General features: G+C 50.1%; 17 protein-coding genes. 12 read left to right on the top strand and 5 right to left on the bottom strand.

All coding sequences use genetic code 11. The features are described 5' to 3' along the window. Nucleotides 1-1019 precede the first annotated feature (1019 nt). From JOD20_RS10065 to JOD20_RS10040, 6 genes are all read left to right on the top strand, one after another. Nucleotides 1020-1784, top strand: a complete 765-nt coding sequence (locus tag JOD20_RS10065) for a rhomboid family intramembrane serine protease (protein ID WP_204755143.1) — start codon at nucleotides 1020-1022, stop codon at nucleotides 1782-1784. Between the two features lie 269 nt (nucleotides 1785-2053). After that, the gene (locus JOD20_RS10060; RefSeq protein WP_204755142.1) at nucleotides 2054-3016 is read left to right on the top strand and encodes an ATP-binding cassette domain-containing protein; all 963 of its coding nucleotides are present in this window, start codon (nucleotides 2054-2056) and stop codon (nucleotides 3014-3016) included. A gap of 12 nt (nucleotides 3017-3028) precedes the next feature. After that, nucleotides 3029-3790, top strand: coding sequence for an ABC transporter permease (locus JOD20_RS10055; RefSeq protein ID WP_204755141.1), 762 nt, complete (start codon nucleotides 3029-3031; stop codon nucleotides 3788-3790). 238 nt (nucleotides 3791-4028) lie between these two features. Further along, a complete protein-coding gene (locus JOD20_RS10050) occupies nucleotides 4029-5372 on the top strand; it encodes a glycosyltransferase (RefSeq protein ID WP_204755140.1) in 1344 nt (447 codons plus the stop codon). Nucleotides 5373-5581: 209 nt separating this feature from the next. Beyond that, nucleotides 5582-7078 (top strand): class I adenylate-forming enzyme family protein, encoded by a 1497-nt coding sequence (locus tag JOD20_RS10045; protein ID WP_204755139.1) that lies wholly within the window; start codon nucleotides 5582-5584, stop codon nucleotides 7076-7078. 61 nt (nucleotides 7079-7139) lie between these two features. Further along, the gene (locus tag JOD20_RS10040; RefSeq protein WP_204755138.1) at nucleotides 7140-8798 is read left to right on the top strand and encodes an HAL/PAL/TAL family ammonia-lyase; all 1659 of its coding nucleotides are present in this window, start codon (nucleotides 7140-7142) and stop codon (nucleotides 8796-8798) included. Nucleotides 8799-8916: 118 nt separating this feature from the next. Here the strand turns inward: JOD20_RS10040 and JOD20_RS10035 are convergent, their stop codons facing one another. Next, the gene (locus JOD20_RS10035; RefSeq protein ID WP_204755137.1) at nucleotides 8917-9288 is read right to left on the bottom strand and encodes a VOC family protein; all 372 of its coding nucleotides are present in this window, start codon (nucleotides 9286-9288) and stop codon (nucleotides 8917-8919) included. Between the two features lie 53 nt (nucleotides 9289-9341). Then, nucleotides 9342-10292, bottom strand: a complete 951-nt coding sequence (locus tag JOD20_RS10030; RefSeq protein ID WP_204755136.1) for a helix-turn-helix transcriptional regulator — start codon at nucleotides 10290-10292, stop codon at nucleotides 9342-9344. A gap of 374 nt (nucleotides 10293-10666) precedes the next feature. On the opposite strand from JOD20_RS10030, the gene JOD20_RS10025 reads away from it, so the two are divergent. The 3 genes from JOD20_RS10025 to JOD20_RS10015 all read left to right on the top strand — a co-directional run bounded on the left by JOD20_RS10025 (nucleotide 10667) and on the right by JOD20_RS10015 (nucleotide 14777). Beyond that, the gene (locus JOD20_RS10025; protein ID WP_204755135.1) at nucleotides 10667-11524 is read left to right on the top strand and encodes a hypothetical protein; all 858 of its coding nucleotides are present in this window, start codon (nucleotides 10667-10669) and stop codon (nucleotides 11522-11524) included. A 172-nt stretch (nucleotides 11525-11696) separates the two neighbouring features. After that, nucleotides 11697-12719: a hypothetical protein gene (locus JOD20_RS10020; protein WP_204755134.1), complete on the top strand. Its 1023-nt coding sequence runs from the start codon at nucleotides 11697-11699 to the stop codon at nucleotides 12717-12719. 108 nt (nucleotides 12720-12827) lie between these two features. Then, a complete protein-coding gene (locus JOD20_RS10015) occupies nucleotides 12828-14777 on the top strand; it encodes a potassium transporter Kup (RefSeq protein ID WP_239583811.1) in 1950 nt (649 codons plus the stop codon). A 119-nt stretch (nucleotides 14778-14896) separates the two neighbouring features. Here JOD20_RS10015 and JOD20_RS10010 read toward each other — a convergent pair whose 3' ends face one another. Together JOD20_RS10010 and JOD20_RS10005 are read right to left on the bottom strand one after the other, a co-directional pair. After that, complete coding sequence (locus JOD20_RS10010; protein WP_204755133.1) at nucleotides 14897-15325, bottom strand: ABC transporter permease; 429 nt, start codon at nucleotides 15323-15325, stop codon at nucleotides 14897-14899. 94 nt (nucleotides 15326-15419) lie between these two features. Further along, nucleotides 15420-16193 carry a M15 family metallopeptidase gene (locus JOD20_RS10005; protein ID WP_204755132.1) on the bottom strand — a complete coding sequence of 258 codons (774 nt, stop codon included), beginning with the start codon at nucleotides 16191-16193 and terminating at the stop codon, nucleotides 15420-15422. A gap of 111 nt (nucleotides 16194-16304) precedes the next feature. Here JOD20_RS10005 and JOD20_RS10000 point away from each other — a divergent pair, with 111 nt between their 5' ends. The 3 genes from JOD20_RS10000 (at nucleotide 16305) to JOD20_RS09990 (ending at nucleotide 18442) form a co-directional block, all read left to right on the top strand. Continuing rightward, nucleotides 16305-16985 (top strand): response regulator transcription factor, encoded by a 681-nt coding sequence (locus JOD20_RS10000; protein ID WP_204755131.1) that lies wholly within the window; start codon nucleotides 16305-16307, stop codon nucleotides 16983-16985. After that, entirely contained in the window at nucleotides 16978-18096 is a 1119-nt protein-coding gene (locus JOD20_RS09995; protein WP_204755130.1) for an ATP-binding protein, read from the top strand. Before JOD20_RS10000 ends, JOD20_RS09995 begins: the two co-directional genes overlap by 8 nt. Nucleotides 18097-18178: 82 nt before the next feature. Continuing rightward, the gene (locus tag JOD20_RS09990) at nucleotides 18179-18442 is read left to right on the top strand and encodes an ATP-binding cassette domain-containing protein (RefSeq protein ID WP_204755129.1); all 264 of its coding nucleotides are present in this window, start codon (nucleotides 18179-18181) and stop codon (nucleotides 18440-18442) included. A gap of 117 nt (nucleotides 18443-18559) precedes the next feature. Here JOD20_RS09990 and JOD20_RS09985 read toward each other — a convergent pair whose 3' ends face one another. Then, nucleotides 18560-20857: a carbohydrate binding domain-containing protein gene (locus tag JOD20_RS09985; RefSeq protein WP_204755128.1), complete on the bottom strand. Its 2298-nt coding sequence runs from the start codon at nucleotides 20855-20857 to the stop codon at nucleotides 18560-18562. Nucleotides 20858-21064 lie beyond the last annotated feature (207 nt).

Raw genomic sequence — 21064 nt, 5'->3', positions numbered from 1 at the left:
CTAATAATAGCAATAATATTGCTATCAATAAAATTTTGATCGTAAATAAATGAATATATTAAAATTATGAAATAGAGCGAATATAAATTCAAAATTATTAAATTGAGAATATATGTCGCTATAATTACAAAAATTATTAATTCATGAATAAAAATACTTAAAATTGATAAATTATCGAGCATTTGGCAATGATATTACTCAATAATCTAATAGTGTAAAGCTATTCAGATGCATTCTATTGTGCAAAATACCCAAATAAAATACCACAATAATTTGGGCAAGATTGCTAAATAGCATTCATCTATATACATTTACATTGTAAAAGGAAAACAGCAGAGTTTGCTATGAAGCAGTAGAATTGAGCTATTTTATTTGTTAAATCGAGTTAACATGCAGTTAAGATATTAATCAAAAATCTCGCTTGATCAACAATTTTAGCTCAAATGGCTTATAGCGCAGCTATTATAGTTAAAGCATATTAGCATTGTCAAGGCGAATTAAATATATCTAGGCAGGCTTGCTATTTACTTGTGATCGAATTATGCAGCCGATTCTTGGCTCTTGCATAATTTATTTTCTTAGGTTATTATCCCCGCTGTGTGCTAAGATTCGTTAATTTTAAGATTAATTTGTTGACCTATATGCATCAGCATAAATCAGCCCTAAGACTCATTAATTTTGGTGCTATTTGTGAGAATTAATTGCAAAAACTGATCATAATCAATTCTCTAAACACTCCAAATTAATTAAGCTAACATTGTATAGTTTAATTGGCTCAATCTCAATTAATTAAGCTAACATCGTATAGTTTAATCATCTAGCGCACTGTTGTAGGGCTATCAGCTGCCGAATACCAGTGTTATCAGCCAAAGCTGCGTCACAGAACTACATTATGTTCTCAGCTTCGGTTGTGATACCAAACACATGCTGACCATGGCGAGGGGTCACTGGGTAAGCACGTAGATTGAGGACGTTAGCTGGATTAGCTAGCCAATCAATTGAGGAGTAACAACGACAGCATGAATATTTTTGAACGCTTCCGCATCATCGGGCTGGGTTTGCAGGCCACCAAACAGATCATGACGTTGCTTGAACATGCAACCCTTGAACCTCGTTCGCCAACAGCGACCGCCGATGCCGATTCGCTGAGCGTTGGCACATTGTTGGTTCCTGTAACCGATAGTGTGGCCAAAGTTGCCGTGCTATATGGCTTGAGTGGCCTGAGTGCCTTGCTCAACGCAGTTAAATCTGGCGATGATGTCGCCAATCCGCAAGCCCAAGTTGCTTGGGGTGCATTTCAAAAATCGCAGGTCAATGCGGGCCAAGTTTGGCGGATTTTGACCTATAGCTTGGTTCACCCTAGTTTTGCCCAAGCCTTGCGCGAAAGTGCTGCAATGGGGATTTTGGGCACAGCAACCACCCGTTTTCAATCATTCAGCTTAGCGTTTTCGGCAGTGCGGCTGGGCATTTTTGTGCCATTGCTGGTTACTGCGCCTCAAGCAGACAACGACACAGTGCTCATCAACATGTCTGGCTCTTCCTACTGTTTGCTTGGGGTCTTTTTGGCCTCAATCGCGACCGACCGCGACCGGCTGAGCGTGCGCTCCCAAAGCGATGTGCTGGCGGCAACTGGCTTGGGTGTGTTGAGCACTCAAATGCTGGTGCGGCTCTTACGCTCAAGCGGTCAAACCCGTAAAGCTGGTTTGGCTTCGTTGGGCGCAGGCATTGTGAGCACCGTAATTATGCAGATCGTGCGGCGAGTTAACGCCAATAAAGCTGAGTAGTCGCGGCGCTTTGCAGCTATTTCTCGTGCTCAAATACTGGAAATGCTCCCAGCGCTCATCCTACGCGCCATTCATTACAACATTCTAGCTTTGGCGCACTTGCAACTCTGATACCCATCGTTGGGCGAACCAGCTGGCTTGATTTTGCCGCAGGTTCGCCGCCAATTCCTCGTCGTTGTTTGGTTGCTCAGGCAACATATCCAGCAGGCGGTCGAGGCTTCCAATGCAGAAAACTGGCTATCCCACCTGAACCTCAACGGAGCAGCTTGATGATTATTCTTGAAACCAAGGAATTGGCCAAAAGTTTTCGCGTGCGCGGACGCTTAGTCGAAGCCGTCAAAGGCGTAACGATGAGTGTTCAAGCAGGCGAGATTTTTGGATTTCTCGGGCCGAATGGGGCTGGCAAAACCACAACCATGCGCATGTTGACCACGTTGCTTAAACCGAGCAGTGGCCAAGCAACGATTGCCGGCATTGATCTTTTCACCAATTCGCGCCAAGTTCGCGAAAAAATTGGCTATGTGAGCCAGGATGGGGGCGCTGAAGGCGCATCGACAGCCCGAGAAAATTTGATTCTGCAAGGTCGTTTTTATGGCCTGAGCTTGCCCGATGCGGTTGTACGGGCCAAAGAGCTACTTGCGGCGCTGGATCTTGAGCAAATTGCTGATCGCCCAAGCAGCAGTTACTCCGGTGGCCAACGCCGCCGCCTCGATTTGGCGCTGGGCATGGTCCATAAGCCAAAACTGTTATTGCTCGACGAACCAACTGCTGCGCTTGACCCGCAAAGTCGGGCTTGGTTGTGGACAGAGGTGCGGCGGCTTAATGCTGAAGGCACAACCGTTTTTATGACCACCCATTATCTTGATGAAGCCGATGCGCTATGTCAGCGGTTGGCAATTATCGATGATGGCCGAATTGTAGTTGAAGGTACGCCCGATGCGCTCAAACGCCAAATTGTTGGCGATACGATCACGCTTGGCTTGCAATTTCAGCCCGAAACTGGCCAGCAGGTTCAAGCGCTGTTACAAGAACAGAGCTATATCCACTCGCTCGAATACGATGAGCAAGCAATTCGCTTGGTTGTTGATCGAGGCGCAGAGGCACTGCCGAAGATTCTCCGACTGATTGATGATGCCAATGTGCAGGTGCAAACCGTCGAGCTTTCGCGCCCATCGCTTGATGATGTATTTCTTAAGCAAACTGGTCGTTCATTACGTGAGTCTGCCAACTAATGAGGATATTCAATGCAATCGCTCCGTGATACATGGTTGCTGTTTAAGCATTATTTCACCATGACCATGCGCAACCCAGTGATGGTTATTGTCGGCCTTTTTCAGCCAATTGTGCAATTGCTGCTCTTTGCCCCGTTGCTAGAGCCAATCGCCAATACCGAGGGCTTTCCCGAGGGCGGCGCAATTGGCGTGTTTACGCCTGGTTTGCTGGTGATGTTGGGGATTACTGGGGCATTGTTCGTGGTATTTGGCTTTATTGCTGAGCTGCGCGCCGGCGTTTTGGAACGTATGCGGGTTACGCCGCTGAGTCGTTTGGCCTTGGTGCTTGGGCGTTTGCTGCGCGATGTGGTGATGTTGCTGCTGCAAGCGGCGGTGCTGGTTGGCGTGGCATGGCTCATGGGTCTGCGCGCTGATCCTGCTGGCGTAGCGCTGTCAATGTTGATTGTAGTGCTGCTTGGGTTGCTGGTTTCGTCGTGCTCCTATGCTGTCGCGCTCATTTTGCAAGATGAAAATGCGGTGGCTTCGGTACTTAACTTTTTGATTTTGCCGATTTTATTACTCTCAGGCATTACCTTGCCGCTTACTTTAGCCCCAAACTGGATTCAAAATGTGGCGGGGGTTAACCCCTTTGCCTATGCGGTTGATGCCTCACGGGCCTTATTCATTGGCCAGTTTAGCAATCCGGCGGTTTGGCAAGGCTTTGTGGTGATGGGTGTCTTAGCATTTTTGGGCGTTTTCTGGGCTGTGCGTTCGTTCCGCCAAGGAGTTGCCTAGCACGATTGATCCCCTCATCCCCCGACCGCCTCTCCCACTGAACGCGGGCGAGGGGGAGCATCCGTGGTTCGCCAAGAAATTGCGGGGGAACCATAACGTTAAAGCCCCTCGCCCGCGCCACGGGAGAGGGGTTGGGGTGAGGGGATCTTAACCAAAAATCCCCTCGTCCGTGCGTGGACCAGGGGTGGGGTGAGGGAATCGCAACGCATACAAATCGCTACCTATGGAGCTTTATTGAATGGCGACAATTGTAATCAGTATGTTTCCCGAAGAAGGCCATCTTATTCCCAGTTTTAAGCTTGGCAAACGCTTAAAGGCCCAAGGCCATCAGGTGTATTATTTGGCGCTGGCCGATTTTGAGGCCTATGTTCGCAGCCAAGGCTTTGACTATTTGGCCTTATTGCCAGAAGAATTTCCGCTCGGCTTTCGGGCACAACAAATTGAACGAATTGCCACAACCAGCGGCAGAAGCTTCTTGCGAGAGGTTTCGCATACGGCATTTTATCGGGCCTTATGCCAAACGGTTCTTGAACCGCAAAATTCGATCAAAGCTAGTTTGCTTGAAGTTGGCGCTGATCTCTGTCTTATCGACGGCTTTATGGCTCCGCTAAGCTTGATGGTTCGGCATATGGGCATTGCGGTGGTGAGTTTGAGCATTAATATTAACTTGCCGCAAGCAGCCAATTATCCGCCAGTTGTGACCAATATTATTCCCGATACAACCCCGGCCTCGCCTTCCAAGGCCAGCATGGCCTGGAAATTTAGCGGAATTGCGGTCAAAGTAACCAATCTCTTGGTGGGCTTTAATTTTCAAAAAGCGCTGACCAAGGTTGCGACCCATTTTGGTTTCCCAGCTGATCTGATTGTGCCAGCCGCCTTGTTTCCACGGCTACGACCACAGCTGGAGATTCCAGAAATTGTGCTTTGTCCTCAGGCCTTTGATTTTCCACGACCAAATGTTGAGCAAGGTATTTTCTACTGCGAACCATCGATCGATCTTGATCGTCAGGAAGCAGCCTTTGATTGGGCGCAGATTGACCCAAGCAAGCCGCTGATTTTCTGCACTTTAGGCAGCCAGAGCCATATCTACAAGCAGAGTCGGCGCTTTTTTCAAACCGTCATTGATACGTTGCGCGAGCATCCTGAATGGCAGTTGATTATGGCGCTTGGTTCAAAATTTCAAGCCCACGAATTTCACGCTGTGCCAGCGAATGTTCAGCTGCTGCAATGGGCTTCGGTAGAGCAAATTCTGCCGCGCGCCAGCGTGATGATTACCCACGGCGGGGTTGGTGCAGTCAAGGAATGTTTGTATTTCAACCTGCCGATGCTGGTTTTTCCTGGTAATCGCGATCAACCGGGCTATGCTGCGCGGGTTGTCTACCATGGGCTGGGCTTGATGGGCGCAATGGCGAAAGTGTCGGCCCAAAGCCTCGCAACAATGCTCACTGATGTCATTCAAAACCCCAGTTTCAAGCAACGGGTCACGGAAATGGGCGCAGAATTTCGGGCGCTCGAAGCTGCAATGCCTGCGCTTGAACTGATTCAAAGCAAATTACCCAATAGCCGCACGGTTGCCTCGTAACCCTTGCCAGCGCCAAGGTTGGAGCGCCCAACAGTCGCTAATCGGGCTTGGCTGCCGAGCTATTCATGGCATTTGAGTTCACCGCTCGTGAGGTTCTGATAGGTGGCATGCTGCCACCACAATTAAGAGCCTCCTATGCCGTGCCTTGCAACTCCATTTGAAGGTTGGCTCCGCCCAACCATAACGCTATATAGGGAAGCATACCGCAGATGAATATTGCCCAGCATCTTGAAAAAGCGCAACGCCAAACGCCCAATAACATCGCCTTGATCTTTGAACAGCGCCATTATAGCTACCAAGAACTTGACCAATTGGCCAACCAAGTGGCGAATGGCTTGAGCGAGCTTGGGATTCAGGTTGGTCAGCGAGTAGCGTTATTCTTGCCCAATATTCCCGAGTTTATGTTTGGCTACCTTGGAATTATTAAACTTGGGGCGATTGCCGTTTCGCTGAATGTGCAACTTCAGAGCGCAGAGATTCAGTTTATTGTTAACGATAGCCAAGCCACAGCGCTTATTACAACACCTGAATTAGCCCACCTGATTCCAATTGACGCTTGCCCAAGCCTCAAACATGTGTTGGTTACTGGCGATGCTAATTCGACTGATAGTTTCGCTGGTTTGATGCAGCAATCCTCAAAACAATACCAAGCTCGTACCATGCAAGCACATGATCCATCTGCAATTGTCTACTCATCGGGAACGACTGGTTTTCCCAAGGGCGTAACGCTTTCGCATAACAATATTATTTCGAATATGCAGGCCAAAAATCGCTATTGTGATATGCGATCTACTGATAGATTATTATTATGCGTACCACTCTTTCACTGTTTTGGCCAAAATGCAATTTTTAATAGTGCGCTGAATGCAGGCGCAACGATTGTGTTGCACCGTAGTTTTAACCTCGATCTGGTTATTCGTTCAATTCAAGCCGATCAGGTGACAATGTTTTTTGGCGTACCAACTATTTACTTGCTCTTACTGAATAAAACTGAGCCTGAGCAATTGCAACCAGTGCGCTATTTCTTCTCCGGCGCAGCAATTTTGCCAGTCGAGATTGCTCAGCGTTGGCAGGCAAAATACAAGCTGCCAATTTATGAAGGCTATGGTTTAACCGAAACTTCCCCATTTGCTGCCTACAATCATAGTTCGCGCTATCAATTAGGCTCAGTTGGCACGCCAATCGAGGATGTTGACATAAAAATCGTCGATCTTGAAACAGATGTCGAAGTGCTGCCTGATCAAGTTGGCGAAATTATTATCCGTGGCCCGAACGTCATGCTCGGCTATTGGAATAATCCAGCTGCAACCGAGCAAGCGATTCGCAATGGCTGGTTTCATACTGGCGATCTTGGCAAAAAAGATCAGCATGGCTATCTCTTCATCGTTGATCGCTTGAAAGATATGATCAATGTTGCTGGGCTTAAAGTCTATCCCGCTGAAGTTGAAAATGTCATTTTCCAACTCCCAGAGATTGCGGAAGTTGCAGTGTATGGGGTCGCTGATGCCATCACTGGTGAACGGGTCGAGGCCCAAGTGGTCTTCAAACCAGATCAGCAGCGCACAATTCAAGAAATTATCGCCTATTGTCGCAAGCATATGGCGAGTTTCAAAGTGCCCACCGCAATCAAGGTTGTTGATTCCATTCCCAAAAACCCGACCGGCAAAGTGTTAAAGCGGCTCTTACGCAACGAGGCAGGAGCCTAGGTTCGAAAGGTTTAGGACAATGTTAGAGCGACTATCAACCAATTCATCGTCGGAGAACCCTATGCGCAATCAAGTAACCCTAACAGGAGCAGGCCTAACCATTGAGGATGTTGTTCGGGTAGCCCGCCATCATGCAACCGTGGGCCTCAGCGATCATCCTGATATTGTGAACCGGATTGCTGCCTCGTGTGCCTATATTAATGATGCGGTCAAAGCGAGCAAGCCAGTGTATGGCGTGACGACTGGCTTTGGGGGCATGGCCGATGTGGTTATTTCGCCAGAAGAAGCTGCCGATTTGCAGAATAATGCCATTTGGTATCATAAAACTGGCGCTGGTAAATTATTGCCCTTGGCCGATGTGCGGGCTGCCATGTTGTTGCGCGCCAATTCGCATATGCGCGGGGTTTCGGGCATTCGGTTGGAAATTATTCAACGCATGATGACCTTTTTGAATGCCAATGTTACGCCGCATGTGCGTGAATTTGGCTCGATTGGCGCGAGCGGCGATCTAGTGCCATTGATCAGCATTACTGGGGCCTTGCTGGGCACTGATGCAGCATTTCGGGTCGATTTTGATGGCGAGGAAATGGATTGTATCTCGGCCTTGGAACGCCTGAATTTGCCGCGCATGCAATTGTTGCCCAAAGAAGGTTTGGCAATGATGAATGGCACTTCAGTGATGACCGGGATTGCATCCAATGTCTTGCACGATGCCCGCAACTTGCTGGGTTTGGCCTTGAATATTCATGGCTTGATGATTCAAGGTTTGCAAGGCACCAATCAATCGTTCCACCCATTTATTCATGCTCACAAAGCGCATACTGGCCAGGTTTGGGCTGCCGACCATATGTTGCAAATTCTCGATGGCTCGGTGTTATCGCGCGATGAACTTGATGGCCGGCACGAATATCGCGAAGGCGATTTGATTCAAGATCGCTATTCGTTGCGCTGTTTGCCACAGTTTTTGGGGCCAATTATCGATGGCATGGCCTATATTACCCATCATTTGCGGGTTGAAATTAACTCGGCCAACGATAATCCCTTGATTAATACCGAAGATCAGGCCAGCTATCATGGCGGCAATTTCCTCGGCCAGTATATTGGCGTTGGCATGGATCAATTGCGCTATTACATGGGGCTGATGGCCAAACATCTTGATGTGCAAATTGCTTTGTTGGTTTCGCCGCAGTTCAATAATGGCTTGCCAGCCTCATTGGTCGGCAATTCCAGCCGTAAAGTCAATATGGGCCTCAAGGGTTTGCAAATTTCGGGCAACTCGATTATGCCGGTGCTGGGCTTTTTGGGCAACTCGTTGGCCGATCGCTTCCCAACCCACGCTGAGCAGTTTAATCAAAATATCAATAGTCAAGGCTTTGGCTCGGCCAACTTGGCGCGCCAAACGATCGAAACCTTGCAACAATATATTGCAATTGCCTTGATTTTTGGGGTGCAAGCTGTTGATTTACGCACCTATAAAATTGCTGGCCACTATAACGCGCTTGAAACGCTTTCGCCCATGACGGCCAAACTCTACACTGCCATGCGCGAGGTAGTTGGCCGACCTGCATCGCACGAACGCCCCTACATTTGGAACGACGATGAACAAGCGCTCGACCAACACATTAGTGCGATCGTTAGCGATATTACCAACGATGGGATTATTCCGCAGGCGATTCAACAGACCCTTGATAGTTTGCGTTCGATTATTTTATTTGCCTAGAATGTGATTTAAGCCAAAACCCCTCGCTCATTTGCGGGCGAGGGGTTAACTTGGAGCATGCAATTGAAGATTTGCAGGCGCGCTGATATGTTCAGCGCGCCTGCGTGGCGTAGCTATTTTAGTTGGCAGCTGGTTGGTGCAAGCCAATCCGGTTGCCTTCGGTATCGATAAAAATTGCCATCCAGCCTTGTGGGCCGATTGGAGTTTTATCGAGCACGACCGTGCCGCCTGCTGGAGCAATCCGCGCGACGATTTGCTCCAGTTCTTGGCCAGCATTAATGTAAATCAGGGTGCCACCACTGGCAGGCGTTGCATCGTGGGGAGCCACAATAGCTCCACCTACGCCACGCTGATCGGCAGCGAAAAAGCCATGCGGAATGCCCATAAAATCGTCTTCGCGAATAGCTTGCGCGAGGATGGTGCTGTAAAAACCGACGGCGCGTGAAAAATCGGTAGCTGGAATCTCAAACCAAGTAATTGCGTTGTGCATATATCCTCCTGAAAATCGATATGCACTGAGCATAACTCGGCTGAGTGACAACCCTATGTCAGTAGCAATTTGCTATTTTGGTAATTTTCCAACATTCGTTCAACTTCGATGGCAAGCCGCTGGCGCAGCGAATCTGGCTCCAAGATTTGGACATGCGCGCCCCAACTGAGCAGCCACTGCGTGACATCGTGTTCATTGCGGGCAAGCAGCGTTACCAACAACCCAGCATCACATGGCTCGTGAGCCACTGCATAAAACGAAGGTTCCTCGCGCACCCAAGCCGCACTTTCATGGTCAAACAACACCCTGATGCGCAACATGCGATCATTGCGTTGATCCTCGTCGAGGCTGAAGTTGCTAGGCCGTTCAAAGTTGCTGCTCATAACGCGTAACTCGGCTATGCGCTCAATCCGAAAGGCGCGAATAGCTTGACGTAACATACAAAACCCAATAATGTACCAACTCTTGCCCGTGTGAATTAAGCCATATGGATTGACTTCGCGCTCAAGAGCAGCGGCTCCATGGCGGGCTTGATAGGTCATGCGTATTCGTTGTTTGGCCACGATTGCGCGTCGGAGTTGCGGCAAGAGGCTAGTTTCGTGCTGGTTGGCCGCGCCGCCTGGCACAAAGCGAATTGTGGTTCGAAGCGATTTAACCTCGGCGCGTTGTTGCTCTGGCAGTGCGCCGGCGATTTTGCGTGCGGCGGCATGGGCTGCTTGGCGATACTCAGCATCGAAGCTTGCGGCCATCAGGTCGGCTCCCAAGAGCAACATCATTGCCTCATCGGGGCTAAAACGCAGGGGCGGCAGAAAATAGCCTTCAACCAGCGAATAGCCTTGGCCTGCTGCGGCCACTACGGGTACGCCAGCTTCACAGAGCGCTTGAATATCACGATAAATTGTGCGCTTGCTGATCTCGAAGGTTTTGGCTAAATCCTCGGCGCGCCGTCGCCCGTGCGCCTGCAACTCCAGCACAATTGCGAGCAAACGGTCGGTTCGGTTCATGGCAGTTCTCCAACGATCTATCCAACAGGTAATTTATTCTACGCGAGGAGTTGGCTGCTGTCATCTTAATTTTATATTGATACAAATAAGTCTGTTTCACAGAATTTTCCTGTTACTGTTAAACCAACAAAAACCAAACCTAAGCTCGGTGTATACTAACACCACAGATGTTGAATTGATCGGGAGGTGGTGCAATGGCCGGGGTCAATGAGGACGAGATTCTTGCTCAGCATGTCTATACTGAGTTAATGACGCGATTCGCTGCATCCTCTTCCGTTTCGAGCATTGCTATCCAAGGGAACGGTGTGAATAGGTCATGTACTATCCAAACTGCAAACCGTGCATGTAAGATTAGCGTTTATCCAAGGAATGTGATGCCCTATTGGATCGGATTCCAGAACGCCGATTCAACTGTTGCCGATGGCTGGACAGCGCACGCCAGCGATCTGTATCACCCAATTGCTGCATGGTTGCATGGTGCTGATCGCGCTGAATTATATACCCATGGCGAATTTATTGATCGGAAGATTCGTGCCCTCGGTGATCTTGAAGCTAAGCTTATTGAGCATGATCACACCCTCAGCGCTCTGCTCAAGCACGACCACGATCGCTTCCACCGACGAATGTACGATCTGGTCGCCCAGAATTCAACGCGGAGTTGTCGTATCAAATTTTATGGCCACAATGAACAGCCAGACGCACATTTTCTCTGGGATGACTGCCCACTCTTTCAATTTCCGGTGATCCAGAGTGCTGATCTTGCTGTAATGCTCCGGCGCTGGCTGATCGATTCGGCGGCACCGAGCGCCTTAGAACAAGAATTTCCATGGCTTTCAGTCGGGAAGCTTGCGCGCTACTATGAAGCTGGGCAAGGGATTGAGGCCGAGTTTATCGTAAGCTGGGATCGCATGGCTGAGTTTTATGCGGACTTCAATTGGCCGATTGCCCCAATTGGGCAGCGTTTCGTTGGAATATTGCAGCGTGCAGGCTATGATCGGCTTTTTCGGGCAGGTCATTCCTTAGTAACCTTGATCCTATCGCGATCACGGCGGCACAATTTACGAATGGAGCAGGCAAGTATAAGTTTTTTCTTTCATGCAGATGCGACGATGAATGTGACGCTCAATAAGATTGGTGGCCGTAAGGAGCATGTGTTCTACCGCCTACCAGTTGCCCTAACCCCAACCCTCAAGCAGATGCTTGACCACTTTGCCCGCCAAGCGATCGATTGAATGCGTGGGGCGCATTGCCCTAGAGATCAATATTTATATTTGGGCTGTAAGTGGGCAACAATGTTGATTACTTGTCATAATAGTTTAGCCATGTAGGCGCAGGTTGTTATCCCAAAATTGCACTTTTAACGTATACTGTTGCGCGTGCAAGTGTTCACATGGGAGGCGACCAGTGCCAAGTAAAATTGACCCCAATGATTGGGATGCGAACTTTTCGGCTAAGGGGCCGCGTCAACAGGGCCCACTCGGTGTTTTGCTGCAAACCTTACTAGTGCTTGGGATTGCTGGTGGCTTAGGCTATGGGGTTTGGCTGCTGAATCAGAGCCTTGATGAGCAAAATGCCGCCAATAATGCAACGGCCACAGCGGTTGCGCCCACAATGTTTGCCCGGGCAACCCAACGTGCGCTCCAAGCAACCCAAGCGGCGATTCCAACCGCAACCCCCAATTTGCCGCTTGGCCGTTCGTTGGCAACTACGCCCTTACGCTTTGAGCCAGACGAACGCTCAAACTCGAAGGGGAATATCAACCCTAATGATAGCCTGCAATATATCGAATCACGCGAGGTTAATGGAGTCCTTTGGTGGAATGTTCGGCTCGCTGAGCGGGCCAACACCGATTTGCCCGCTGCCGATATTGGCACTAACGGCTGGGTGGTGGGTACAACAGTGACTGAGCCAAGCGCACCGCCGCCAGTTGTGAGCGATGCAACGGCTGTTCCTGCTGGCCCAGTTGACCTGCCAACCGCGCCAATCGACCCAAGCAGCGTGATTTTGACCCGCAATAGCAACACCAATATGAGTGTCTCGCATCCACAGGCTTGGACTGAATATGCGATTGGTGACGATCTCGCGGTCTTTTTCTCAACCGCAAGCGATGGTGAGCAAGGGATCTTGGCGCGCAAGGTCATTGGTAAAAACAACGATGCTGCTGGCATCAAGTCATCGATCGAGGAAACGCTTAATCTCTTGGCTGCGCCCAATACCCAACGCGAATATGTGATCAATGCCTCTGAAGGAACTGTGAAATTTGTGCGGCTTGTACGTGGGCAGGAAGCAAAAATGCAGGCCTTTGTCACAGTCAAGCCCGGTCCTGGTGGCAGTTTGGGCGTGATCGTTGGCTTTGTGCCCGAATCTGGCTATGCAGCGAATGAAGCTCTTTTGCAGCAAATGACCCGCAGTGCAATTGTGCAATAACGCCGCTCAGCATGTGGCTTGCGCCTAGCAGCACCTGCTTTTTGCTAGTGGCATATGCTATGCTATGCGATTGAACGAATGTCGCAGTTTAAAGGCGGTTAACCATCTATGGCACACGAGGCAAAGCAACCAATTGATCAGGCAGAGCATGACGATCATACTCATGACCATGGCTCGCATCACCGTCCAGCTCCCACCGGGCGTTATCTCGCGCTGCTTTCCTTGTCGGCGCTGGGCATCGTCTACGGCGATATTGGCACCTCACCACTCTATGCAATGCGCGAAAGTTTCCACGCTGGCCATGGCCTCGCCCTGACCCCAGCCAATATTCTTGGAGTTGTCTCGTTAATTTTCTGGGCCTTGGTCACGGTTGTTACGATTAAGTATTTGATCTTTATCGTCAAGGCCGATAACCGCGGCGAGGGCGGCATTTTGGCGCTCACCGCGTTGGCCACGCCGATTAAACAGATTGGTACAACTGGTAAAAAATGGGTCGTGTTGTTGGGGGTTTTTGGCGCGGCGCTGCTCTATGGCGACGGCATTATTACCCCAGCAATCTCGGTGCTCAGTTCGATTGAGGGCTTGAATGTCGCGACAGACTTCTTTCAACCCTATATTATTCCGCTGACCATTCTGATTTTGGTTGGGTTGTTTTTGATTCAGCGCTTTGGCACAGCCCTCGTTGGCAAGCTGTTTGGGCCAATTACCTTGCTGTGGTTTACCGTGCTGGCTGTGCTTGGGATCGTCAATATTATTCACGAGCCAGGTGTCATTCGGGCGATTAACCCGCTGTATGGCTGGGAGTTTTTTCAGAATAATGGCTGGAAGGGCTTTCTGGTGCTGGGCAGCGTGTTCTTGGTGGTGACTGGCGGCGAAGCACTCTACGCCGATATGGGCCACTTTGGGCGGCGGCCAATTCGCATTGCTTGGTATGTGGTGGTGCTGCCAGCCTTGTTGCTCAATTATATGGGCCAAGCTGCCTTGCTGATTCGCGAGCCAGAAGCGGTCGAACATTCGTTTTTTCGCATGGCTCCCTCATGGGCTTTGTACCCGTTGGTTATTCTGGCCACTCTGGCAACCGTGATTGCCTCGCAGGCGCTGATCTCAGGTGCGTTTTCGATTACGATGCAAGCCAGCCAACTTGGCTTTTTGCCGCGGACTCGCACCTTGCACACCTCGCGCACCGAATACGGCCAAATCTATATTCCGGTGGTTAACTGGTTGCTGATGGTGGCTTGTATTCTGGTGGTGATTGCCTTCCAAACCTCATCGAATTTGGCTGCTGCCTATGGGATTGCAGTTACTTCGACGATGGCAATTACCTCGATTATTTTCTATGTGGTAGCCCGTGAACACTGGGGTTGGAGTGCCTTGAAGGCTGGCTCGCTGACTGGGTTCTTTTTGGTGATTGATATGGGCTTTTTGATTGCCAATGCGGTCAAAATTCCCCATGGTGGCTGGTTCCCCTTGGTGGTTGCGGTGGTCTTATTCACGATCATGACCACGTGGAAGCGCGGTCAGCACTTGGTAGCCGAACGCGCCAGTAGCGATCAATTGCTTTCCGAATTGACCAACCGCATTGCCCACGATCCGCCAGTGCGCGTGCCTGGAACCGCGATTTTCCTGAGTGCGCGGCGTGATGGTGCACCTGAGGCATTGTTGGCCAACATGCGCCACAACGGGGTGCTGCACCAACATATTCTCTTGGTGACGGTTGAATATCGCCAAGTGCCGCACGTCGAAGAGCACGAGCGCTTTTTGCTTGGGGAGGCCAGCCATGGCTTCCAGACCTTGACGATTTTCTTTGGTTTTATGGAAGATCCCGATGTGCCCAACGCCTTGGCCAAGGCAACAATCCCTGGGCTGCCATTCGATCCCGAGCAAACAACCTATTTTGTCAATCGGACGAAGGTTATTGCAAGCAAGCAATTACCTGGCATGGCGCTTTGGCGCGAACGGTTGTATGCAGTGATGCTGCAAAATTCAACCAGCGCCGCCGATTTCTTCAGCCTGCCGCCAACGTCAACCATCGAGATTGGCACCCGGGTCGAGGTGTAAACTGCTGCTCAATTGCTCAAACGTACAGGCTTGTGGAATTTTTACCACAAGCCTGTAGGCTTTAATCTAGCTATATTCTGTTTGATTGTTTCGATAATGTTGTCGTTGCGCAGCTGCGCCTAAGTTTGGCCATCCGCACGCGGATCGGCGGAAAGGTTGAAGATTGTTTCGATAATGTTGTCGTTGCGCAGCTGCGCCCCAGCCCGCTGCATTGTGGCATACACCAAGCCAAGAATGGCGACGCTACAGACCTCAATCGCACCCCAAGGCACGCTAAAGCCAAAGCTCCCGACCATGCCAAATTGATAATAGAGAACACCACTAAGCGCAATTGCTAGCGGCAGCCCACACAGCAGTGCAGTTAGGCCATAAAACAAACTTTCGTAACGCAGCATGCGGGCGAATCCTGCTTGGGTTAGCCCAACCGATCGGAGCATGGCAATTTCGCGCCGCCGCAGCTTGATGCTAGTATCAAGTGTATTGAGCATATTGATTACGCTGATCAGGGTAATTAAACTGAGAAACCCATAGAAAAACAACTTTGTCATCAGGGTTTGGGTCTCTTGGCTGCGATTGGCTTCTGCTCTGGCTTACCTTGAGAATTTCCACGATTTCTCTGCCAAACATGCTGGTTTGCTCAGATCATGGCTGCATTCGTGGATCGTGGGTTGGGTCGAGATACATTTCTGGGCAGCCCGATTCAATTGCTTCTGCACGATATTCGTAGTGCCAAACTTCGTTCCCATAGATTTGACATAATCCGAAATCATCGCCATGTTGAATCAGCCAATCGAGGGCTTTGTAGGGGCCAATATCGACCGCCAAGCCTGCGACATGGGTTGATGTTGCTGGGCTTGCGACCCAACGCGCAGCTTCGGTCTCAGAACCATAGTTAACAATTGCCTCCTCTAGCAATTGATTTTGATAGGCTGGAGAACGCCAGCCACTGGTTACATAGAACACAACATCATTTTCGGCAGCGTCGTTGGCAGCTTGGCGCAACGCATTCAACAGGGTTGGGTCAAGGTTGGCGATTGCTGGCAGATCGCTATCAAACACGGTTGTGCCCTCGGGCACGATGCCATCAGCAATGCCAATTTCGCCATTGTGCTCAAACTGTGGCGGATCGCTGGGCGGCGCAAGCATTTCGCTGGGCGGCGTTGGCTCGCTGGTTGCTTCAAACTCTGGCGTGGCGGTTGCTGGCACTGCGGTTGCAGCAGCTGGCTGCGGTGATGGAAGCAAGCTCAGGGCAGTCTCGGTCGGTGGGCCGTCGATCAGAATCGCGGTTTGGTCGAACCCTGGCATGCGAAGTTGGAAGCTGCGGAATGCGCCAAACGCTGCGACGCTGAGCAATCCGGCTACCAGCAACCAGAGAATCCGACGGGTTGGATTTTGGGTTGGTTTGTGATACATCATGGCGCTAGGATAGCAAGGCTGGTGTTGCCAGAACGTATCAAATTTTCGATATGCTGCTGATATGCTTGGGCTGCTATACTGTGCGCTATTAACCAACAGGAGCATTTGCCCATGCGGGTCTTAATTGTTGAAGATGAACCCTATTTAGCCGAGGCGATTCGTGATGGCCTACGTTTGGCAGCCATTGCCGCCGACACTGCCGGCGATGGCGATACCGCGCTGGAGTTATTAGATCTCAATCCCTACGATATTGTGGTGCTTGACCGCGATATTCCTGGCCCTTCTGGCGATGAAATTGCCAAATTAATTGTTGCCTCTGGCAGTGGCATGCCGATTCTGATGTTGACTGCTGCCGATCGGCTTGATGACAAGGCTTCTGGGTTTGAACTTGGCGCTGACGATTACTTGACCAAGCCATTTGCGCTGCAAGAATTGGTGTTGCGGCTGCGTGCGCTTGATCGACGGCGTGCTCATAATCGGCCACCAGTGCGCGAACTTGCTGGCTTGCGGCTTGATGTTTTTCGCCGTGAGGTCTATCGCGATGGCCGCTATATTGCGCTGACCCGCAAGCAATTTGCGGTGCTTGAGGTGCTCGTGGCAACCGAAGGCGGAATTGTGAGCGCCGAAGAGTTGTTGGAACGTGCTTGGGATGAGCATGCAGACCCATTTACCAACGCCGTGCGGATTACCGTCTCTGGCTTGCGCAAACGGCTGGGCGAGCCATGGCTGATCGCCACCGTGCCTGGGGTTGGTTATCGAATTGACATAAATGAAGGATCTGAACGTGGCTAGGCCCGATGGATTGAGCGTTCGGCTCAAGCTGACGATTAGCTATGCTGGCCTGTTAATCTTTGCCGGAATTTTGATGGTGGCGGCAATCGGGGTCTTTTATTATGTGCCTGATGCGGCGATTACTGCGCTGGGGCGCTATGTTCCCGACATGTTGCGGGAGCCAGTTGCCCGCGCCTCTGCGGTTTTATCGTTTTTATGGCTCTTTGGTTTGGTTGGCGGCTGGTTTTTGGCTGGCCGCATGCTGGCTCCCTTGGCACGAATTACTGATGCCACGCGCAAGGTTGCCAGCGGTTCACTGACCCATCGCATTGGCTTAGAAGGCAGCAATGATGAGTTTCGCGAACTTGCTGATAGTTTTGATGCAATGCTGGTGCGGCTCGAAGCCCATGTTGGCGAACAGCGGCGCTTTGCCGCCAATGCCTCGCATGAATTACGCACACCTTTGGCGATTACCCAAACCCTGCTCGATGTGGCACGCAGCGACCCAAATCGCATCACCACCGAGCTGATCGAGCGGCTGCATACGGTCAATGCGCGCGCAATCAACTTAACTGAAGCTTTGCTGATGCTCAGTCGCGCCGATCAGCGCTCGTTTACGCCCGAACCGGTCGATCTCTCGTTGATTGCCGATGAAGCGACTGAAACGTTGTTGCCGTTGGCGGAACAACGCGGTCTGAGCATTGAAACATGTGGCGAGCTAGCGCCGACCATCGGCTCAGCGCCGCTTTTGCTGCAAGTGATGATGAACCTTTTGCATAACGCAATTGTGCATAATCTGCCAGAACGGGGCTGGATTTGGGTCACAACCAGCGTCGAGCACAACATGGTGTTGCTGAAAGTCGAGAATAGCGGCGAGAAGCTTAGCCCAAGTGTGGTGGCGACGCTGGTGGAGCCGTTTCGCCGTGGTAGCGAGCGCATCCAGACGAGCCATGCTGGCATGGGGCTTGGCTTGGCGATTGTTAAAAGTATTGTTCAAGCCCACGATGGCCTGCTTACGCTGACACCACGTGAGGCTGGTGGGCTATGTGTGAGCGTGCAACTTCCGCTGCATGTGGATCATGATCTAGCGCTCGCCGCGCCAACCGCTACGCAACCAGCCTCAGTGTGCTGAATTAAAGGAAGTTTATAATACGAATTATTCTGTTATACAGAAAAATCGCATTAATTATCAAAGGTTGCTATCCACTAGTGGCATGACCATCGCCGTGGTCTTGCACGACCTGAATCAAGCTGCGCGCTATGCTGATCGGCTGGTGGTGCTCCAACGCGGCACGATTATGAGCGATGGCTCGCCCTTGACCACTCTGAATCCAACAATCCTTGAGCAGGTCTTCGGCGTGCGCGCCCATATTATTCCCGATCCTGAAACAGGCACGCCAATGTGTTCCCTATGCCACAATCAAAGCCTAAGCTGGTCAAGCGTTCGTTCTGACCACAAAAATGCGCTTCAACACTGAAGCGCATTTTTTATGTGTAAGTATAATTCAAAGATTAGTCTGCTAAACAGAATTAATGCTTTATACACGGCCATGCTTTCCCTAACGAGAGCATGGCCGTGCTTAATTAATTGAAGCTTATGGTTTAATCAATTCAGTTGCATCAAGATACAAATCATCGGTTCCGGCAGCGGTTTCAATATACCAGGTCACCCGTTGTAATGTGCCAGTCCAAGTTGGGGTTACTTGGCCGCTCAATTGGGTCCATGCGCTGTTCGAGAGCGTTGTATTTGGTGAGAGTTGGAGCCATTGATTGCCAGTTGTGGTTTCAATTTGCAGCATAATTCGAGCTTGCGGTGTGCCACTTGCGCTGCACACCCAAGCTTTAGTTTGATAGGTCACACCTGCTTGGAAACTAGCAATGTCCAGTTCTTGGGCAGGGCCGTTCCAAGCTGCAACCCGTTGGCTGAATTTCAGCGCATTTGCGCCTTGATAGACAGGACTGTTGACAACCGTCAACGTACAGCATCCCCAGAAATTGCTGCCTTGCTCCATCCCCGGGTTACGCAACAGATTGGTTGGGCCAGGGGTTGGGCCAGGGGTTGGGCTTGCGGTTGGCGTTGGCGTGCGGGTTGCCGTTGAAGTTGCCGTTGGCGTGTTGGTTGGGGTTGCCGTTGCCGTCGGCGTAATCACAATTGGGCTAAATTCATAGGCCCCAAGGTCGGGAGCGCTACCAGTGTAGGCAAGGCCAACATTGATGCCTTGATCAATTGCAAAACTGCTGCTGCTGGCCAACGTATAAAATGGATAGGGCTTTGCGCCTGCCAAGGTGAGGCCAGCTGGTTGCGGCCAATTGTTGCTCAAACTAACGCTGGTTACTGGCGGCCCATAATTAACAAAAAAGCCCCAATTTGTGTTTGCATAGCTGTTATTGCTCAAAATGAGGTTGGTACATGCAGTAGCCACAACACATTCAGTCGCAACAATTGTGTTTAATGTGCCAATTTCATTGGTTTGGAAAATATTATTGCGAATCTCAATATTTTTTAAATAGATGCCAGGCTTATCTCGGCGTTGGATATAAATTGGAATGCCAAATGAGCCATAGCCAGTATTATTATAAAATTTTACGCCATCGATATATGATGCTTGCACATGCAGCATCCGATGATTGGTTGTGGTGCCCGATTCAAAAATATTTTGCGAAATCTGATTATTTTTGCGTTCAGGTCCAACATTTTCATCTGCACCCGACCATACCGCAACACCATTTTCACCAGGATTTTTAATATAATTATGGTGAATTTTAGTATTGCTCATGGCTACTTCGATTGCTAAATTGCCATACCAATTGTATTCATTCTGCGGTTTACAGGCAACTCCCGCTGTACACCATTCGGTTAAATTCAGGCTATTATCGTGAAAATCAAGCGTGGTTGTTGCTGGAAGTTGATTATTATCATACCAACTAACAAATGATGTCCACGTATTAACTTGCACGTTATTAATTTCATTACCTTCGAGCAAATTCCATAATTCGATACTAGCAGCCATACCGCGCCATGTACCACTGGTAATATTCGAGTCGGCAATAATGCTGCCATGATGAATATGAGTGTTTTTAAACCAACCGCCTTTGGCAAATTTCAAGCCATAGGCATCGCTGGTTGGGCTATTAATCACGAAATCGTGAATCTCAGCGCCATTAAGCCCACCAATTTGCACAGCTCCGCTCATCCAACTCCCCATATGTTTGCCTGCATTGGTCACGCTAAAGTGATGCAATTTGAGGTTCTGCACATAGGCTGTCGGTGGAATATGCGCATCAGCGCTATCATCTTCTGGATTGTAGCGAATGCTGCCATCAGCATTAATATTAATCGCGACAAAATCGACATCGCTAATGTTCAGGTTGTAAAGTTCAAAATTATGCCGCCCTTGCATATAAATGCCCACGTGTAAGCTGCGATTGTTGCCATTAATGCTTAAATCGTGGATCGACTGGTTGCCATTTGCTGCTGGCGCAGAGATGAAATTTAACATGCCTTCATCGTAGGTCGCGCCGGTGGGAGTCCAGGTTGCGCCAGTCAAGATGGTTTGCTCCACGCCAGCGCCTTGAATATTCACTCCTGTTGGAACATACAATTTGTTGGGCACGAGGTGCGTGCCTGCATTGAGGTGAATCGTGTGGCCTTGATTGGGGGCAACCAGCGCGATCGCGGTCGCGAGTGTTCGCCAAGGTTGGCCACTACTACCATTGCCCGTTGTATCATTGCCAAGCGTTGGGTCAACATAATACGTTGTTGCCAACGCTGTTGCCTGCAAGCCAAGGCGCGAGGCTGCTACGGCTCTTGGCTTTGCCACCAGCAATCCGCTGCTGATCAATAATCCGACAACGACCAAGCCAACAACTAGCCGCCAATGTTGTGTTCTCATCCTTACCATCCTTCGACACCAACAATACACCACCCGCATGCCTGGCTTCAAGCGGCGTGACAATTGGTTTGGGCGGCAAAAATGGTGGCAATGATCAATCGTTGAGACCGCTTTCAGCAAAGCAGCAAACATGGGTATTGGCTTCTATGTGTAGAATACTCTACCACAAAAATGTTTAAACATTATTAAGCTGACTTAAAGCTCTGA

Source organism: Herpetosiphon giganteus (genome assembly GCF_016907925.1).
Taxonomy (GTDB): domain Bacteria; phylum Chloroflexota; class Chloroflexia; order Chloroflexales; family Herpetosiphonaceae; genus Herpetosiphon; species Herpetosiphon giganteus.
This window is presented reverse-complemented; position numbering and strand designations above follow the sequence as displayed.

What these genes read in the sequence shown, in the direction of transcription:
- JOD20_RS10065 (WP_204755143.1), top strand. Translation starts at nt 1,020, where the DNA reads ATGAATATTTTTGAACGCTTCCGCATCATCGGGCTGGGTTTGCAGGCC.
- JOD20_RS10060 (WP_204755142.1), top strand. Translation starts at nt 2,054, where the DNA reads ATGATTATTCTTGAAACCAAGGAATTGGCCAAAAGTTTTCGCGTGCGC.
- JOD20_RS10055 (WP_204755141.1), top strand. Translation starts at nt 3,029, where the DNA reads ATGCAATCGCTCCGTGATACATGGTTGCTGTTTAAGCATTATTTCACC.
- JOD20_RS10050 (WP_204755140.1), top strand. Translation starts at nt 4,029, where the DNA reads ATGGCGACAATTGTAATCAGTATGTTTCCCGAAGAAGGCCATCTTATT.
- JOD20_RS10045 (WP_204755139.1), top strand. Translation starts at nt 5,582, where the DNA reads ATGAATATTGCCCAGCATCTTGAAAAAGCGCAACGCCAAACGCCCAAT.
- JOD20_RS10040 (WP_204755138.1), top strand. Translation starts at nt 7,140, where the DNA reads ATGCGCAATCAAGTAACCCTAACAGGAGCAGGCCTAACCATTGAGGAT.
- JOD20_RS10035 (WP_204755137.1), bottom strand. Translation starts at nt 9,288, where the DNA reads ATGCACAACGCAATTACTTGGTTTGAGATTCCAGCTACCGATTTTTCA.
- JOD20_RS10030 (WP_204755136.1), bottom strand. Translation starts at nt 10,292, where the DNA reads ATGAACCGAACCGACCGTTTGCTCGCAATTGTGCTGGAGTTGCAGGCG.
- JOD20_RS10025 (WP_204755135.1), top strand. Translation starts at nt 10,667, where the DNA reads ATGCCCTATTGGATCGGATTCCAGAACGCCGATTCAACTGTTGCCGAT.
- JOD20_RS10015 (WP_239583811.1), top strand. Translation starts at nt 12,828, where the DNA reads ATGGCACACGAGGCAAAGCAACCAATTGATCAGGCAGAGCATGACGAT.
- JOD20_RS10010 (WP_204755133.1), bottom strand. Translation starts at nt 15,325, where the DNA reads ATGACAAAGTTGTTTTTCTATGGGTTTCTCAGTTTAATTACCCTGATC.
- JOD20_RS10005 (WP_204755132.1), bottom strand. Translation starts at nt 16,193, where the DNA reads ATGATGTATCACAAACCAACCCAAAATCCAACCCGTCGGATTCTCTGG.
- JOD20_RS10000 (WP_204755131.1), top strand. Translation starts at nt 16,305, where the DNA reads ATGCGGGTCTTAATTGTTGAAGATGAACCCTATTTAGCCGAGGCGATT.
- JOD20_RS09990 (WP_204755129.1), top strand. Translation starts at nt 18,179, where the DNA reads ATGACCATCGCCGTGGTCTTGCACGACCTGAATCAAGCTGCGCGCTAT.
- JOD20_RS09985 (WP_204755128.1), bottom strand. Translation starts at nt 20,857, where the DNA reads ATGAGAACACAACATTGGCGGCTAGTTGTTGGCTTGGTCGTTGTCGGA.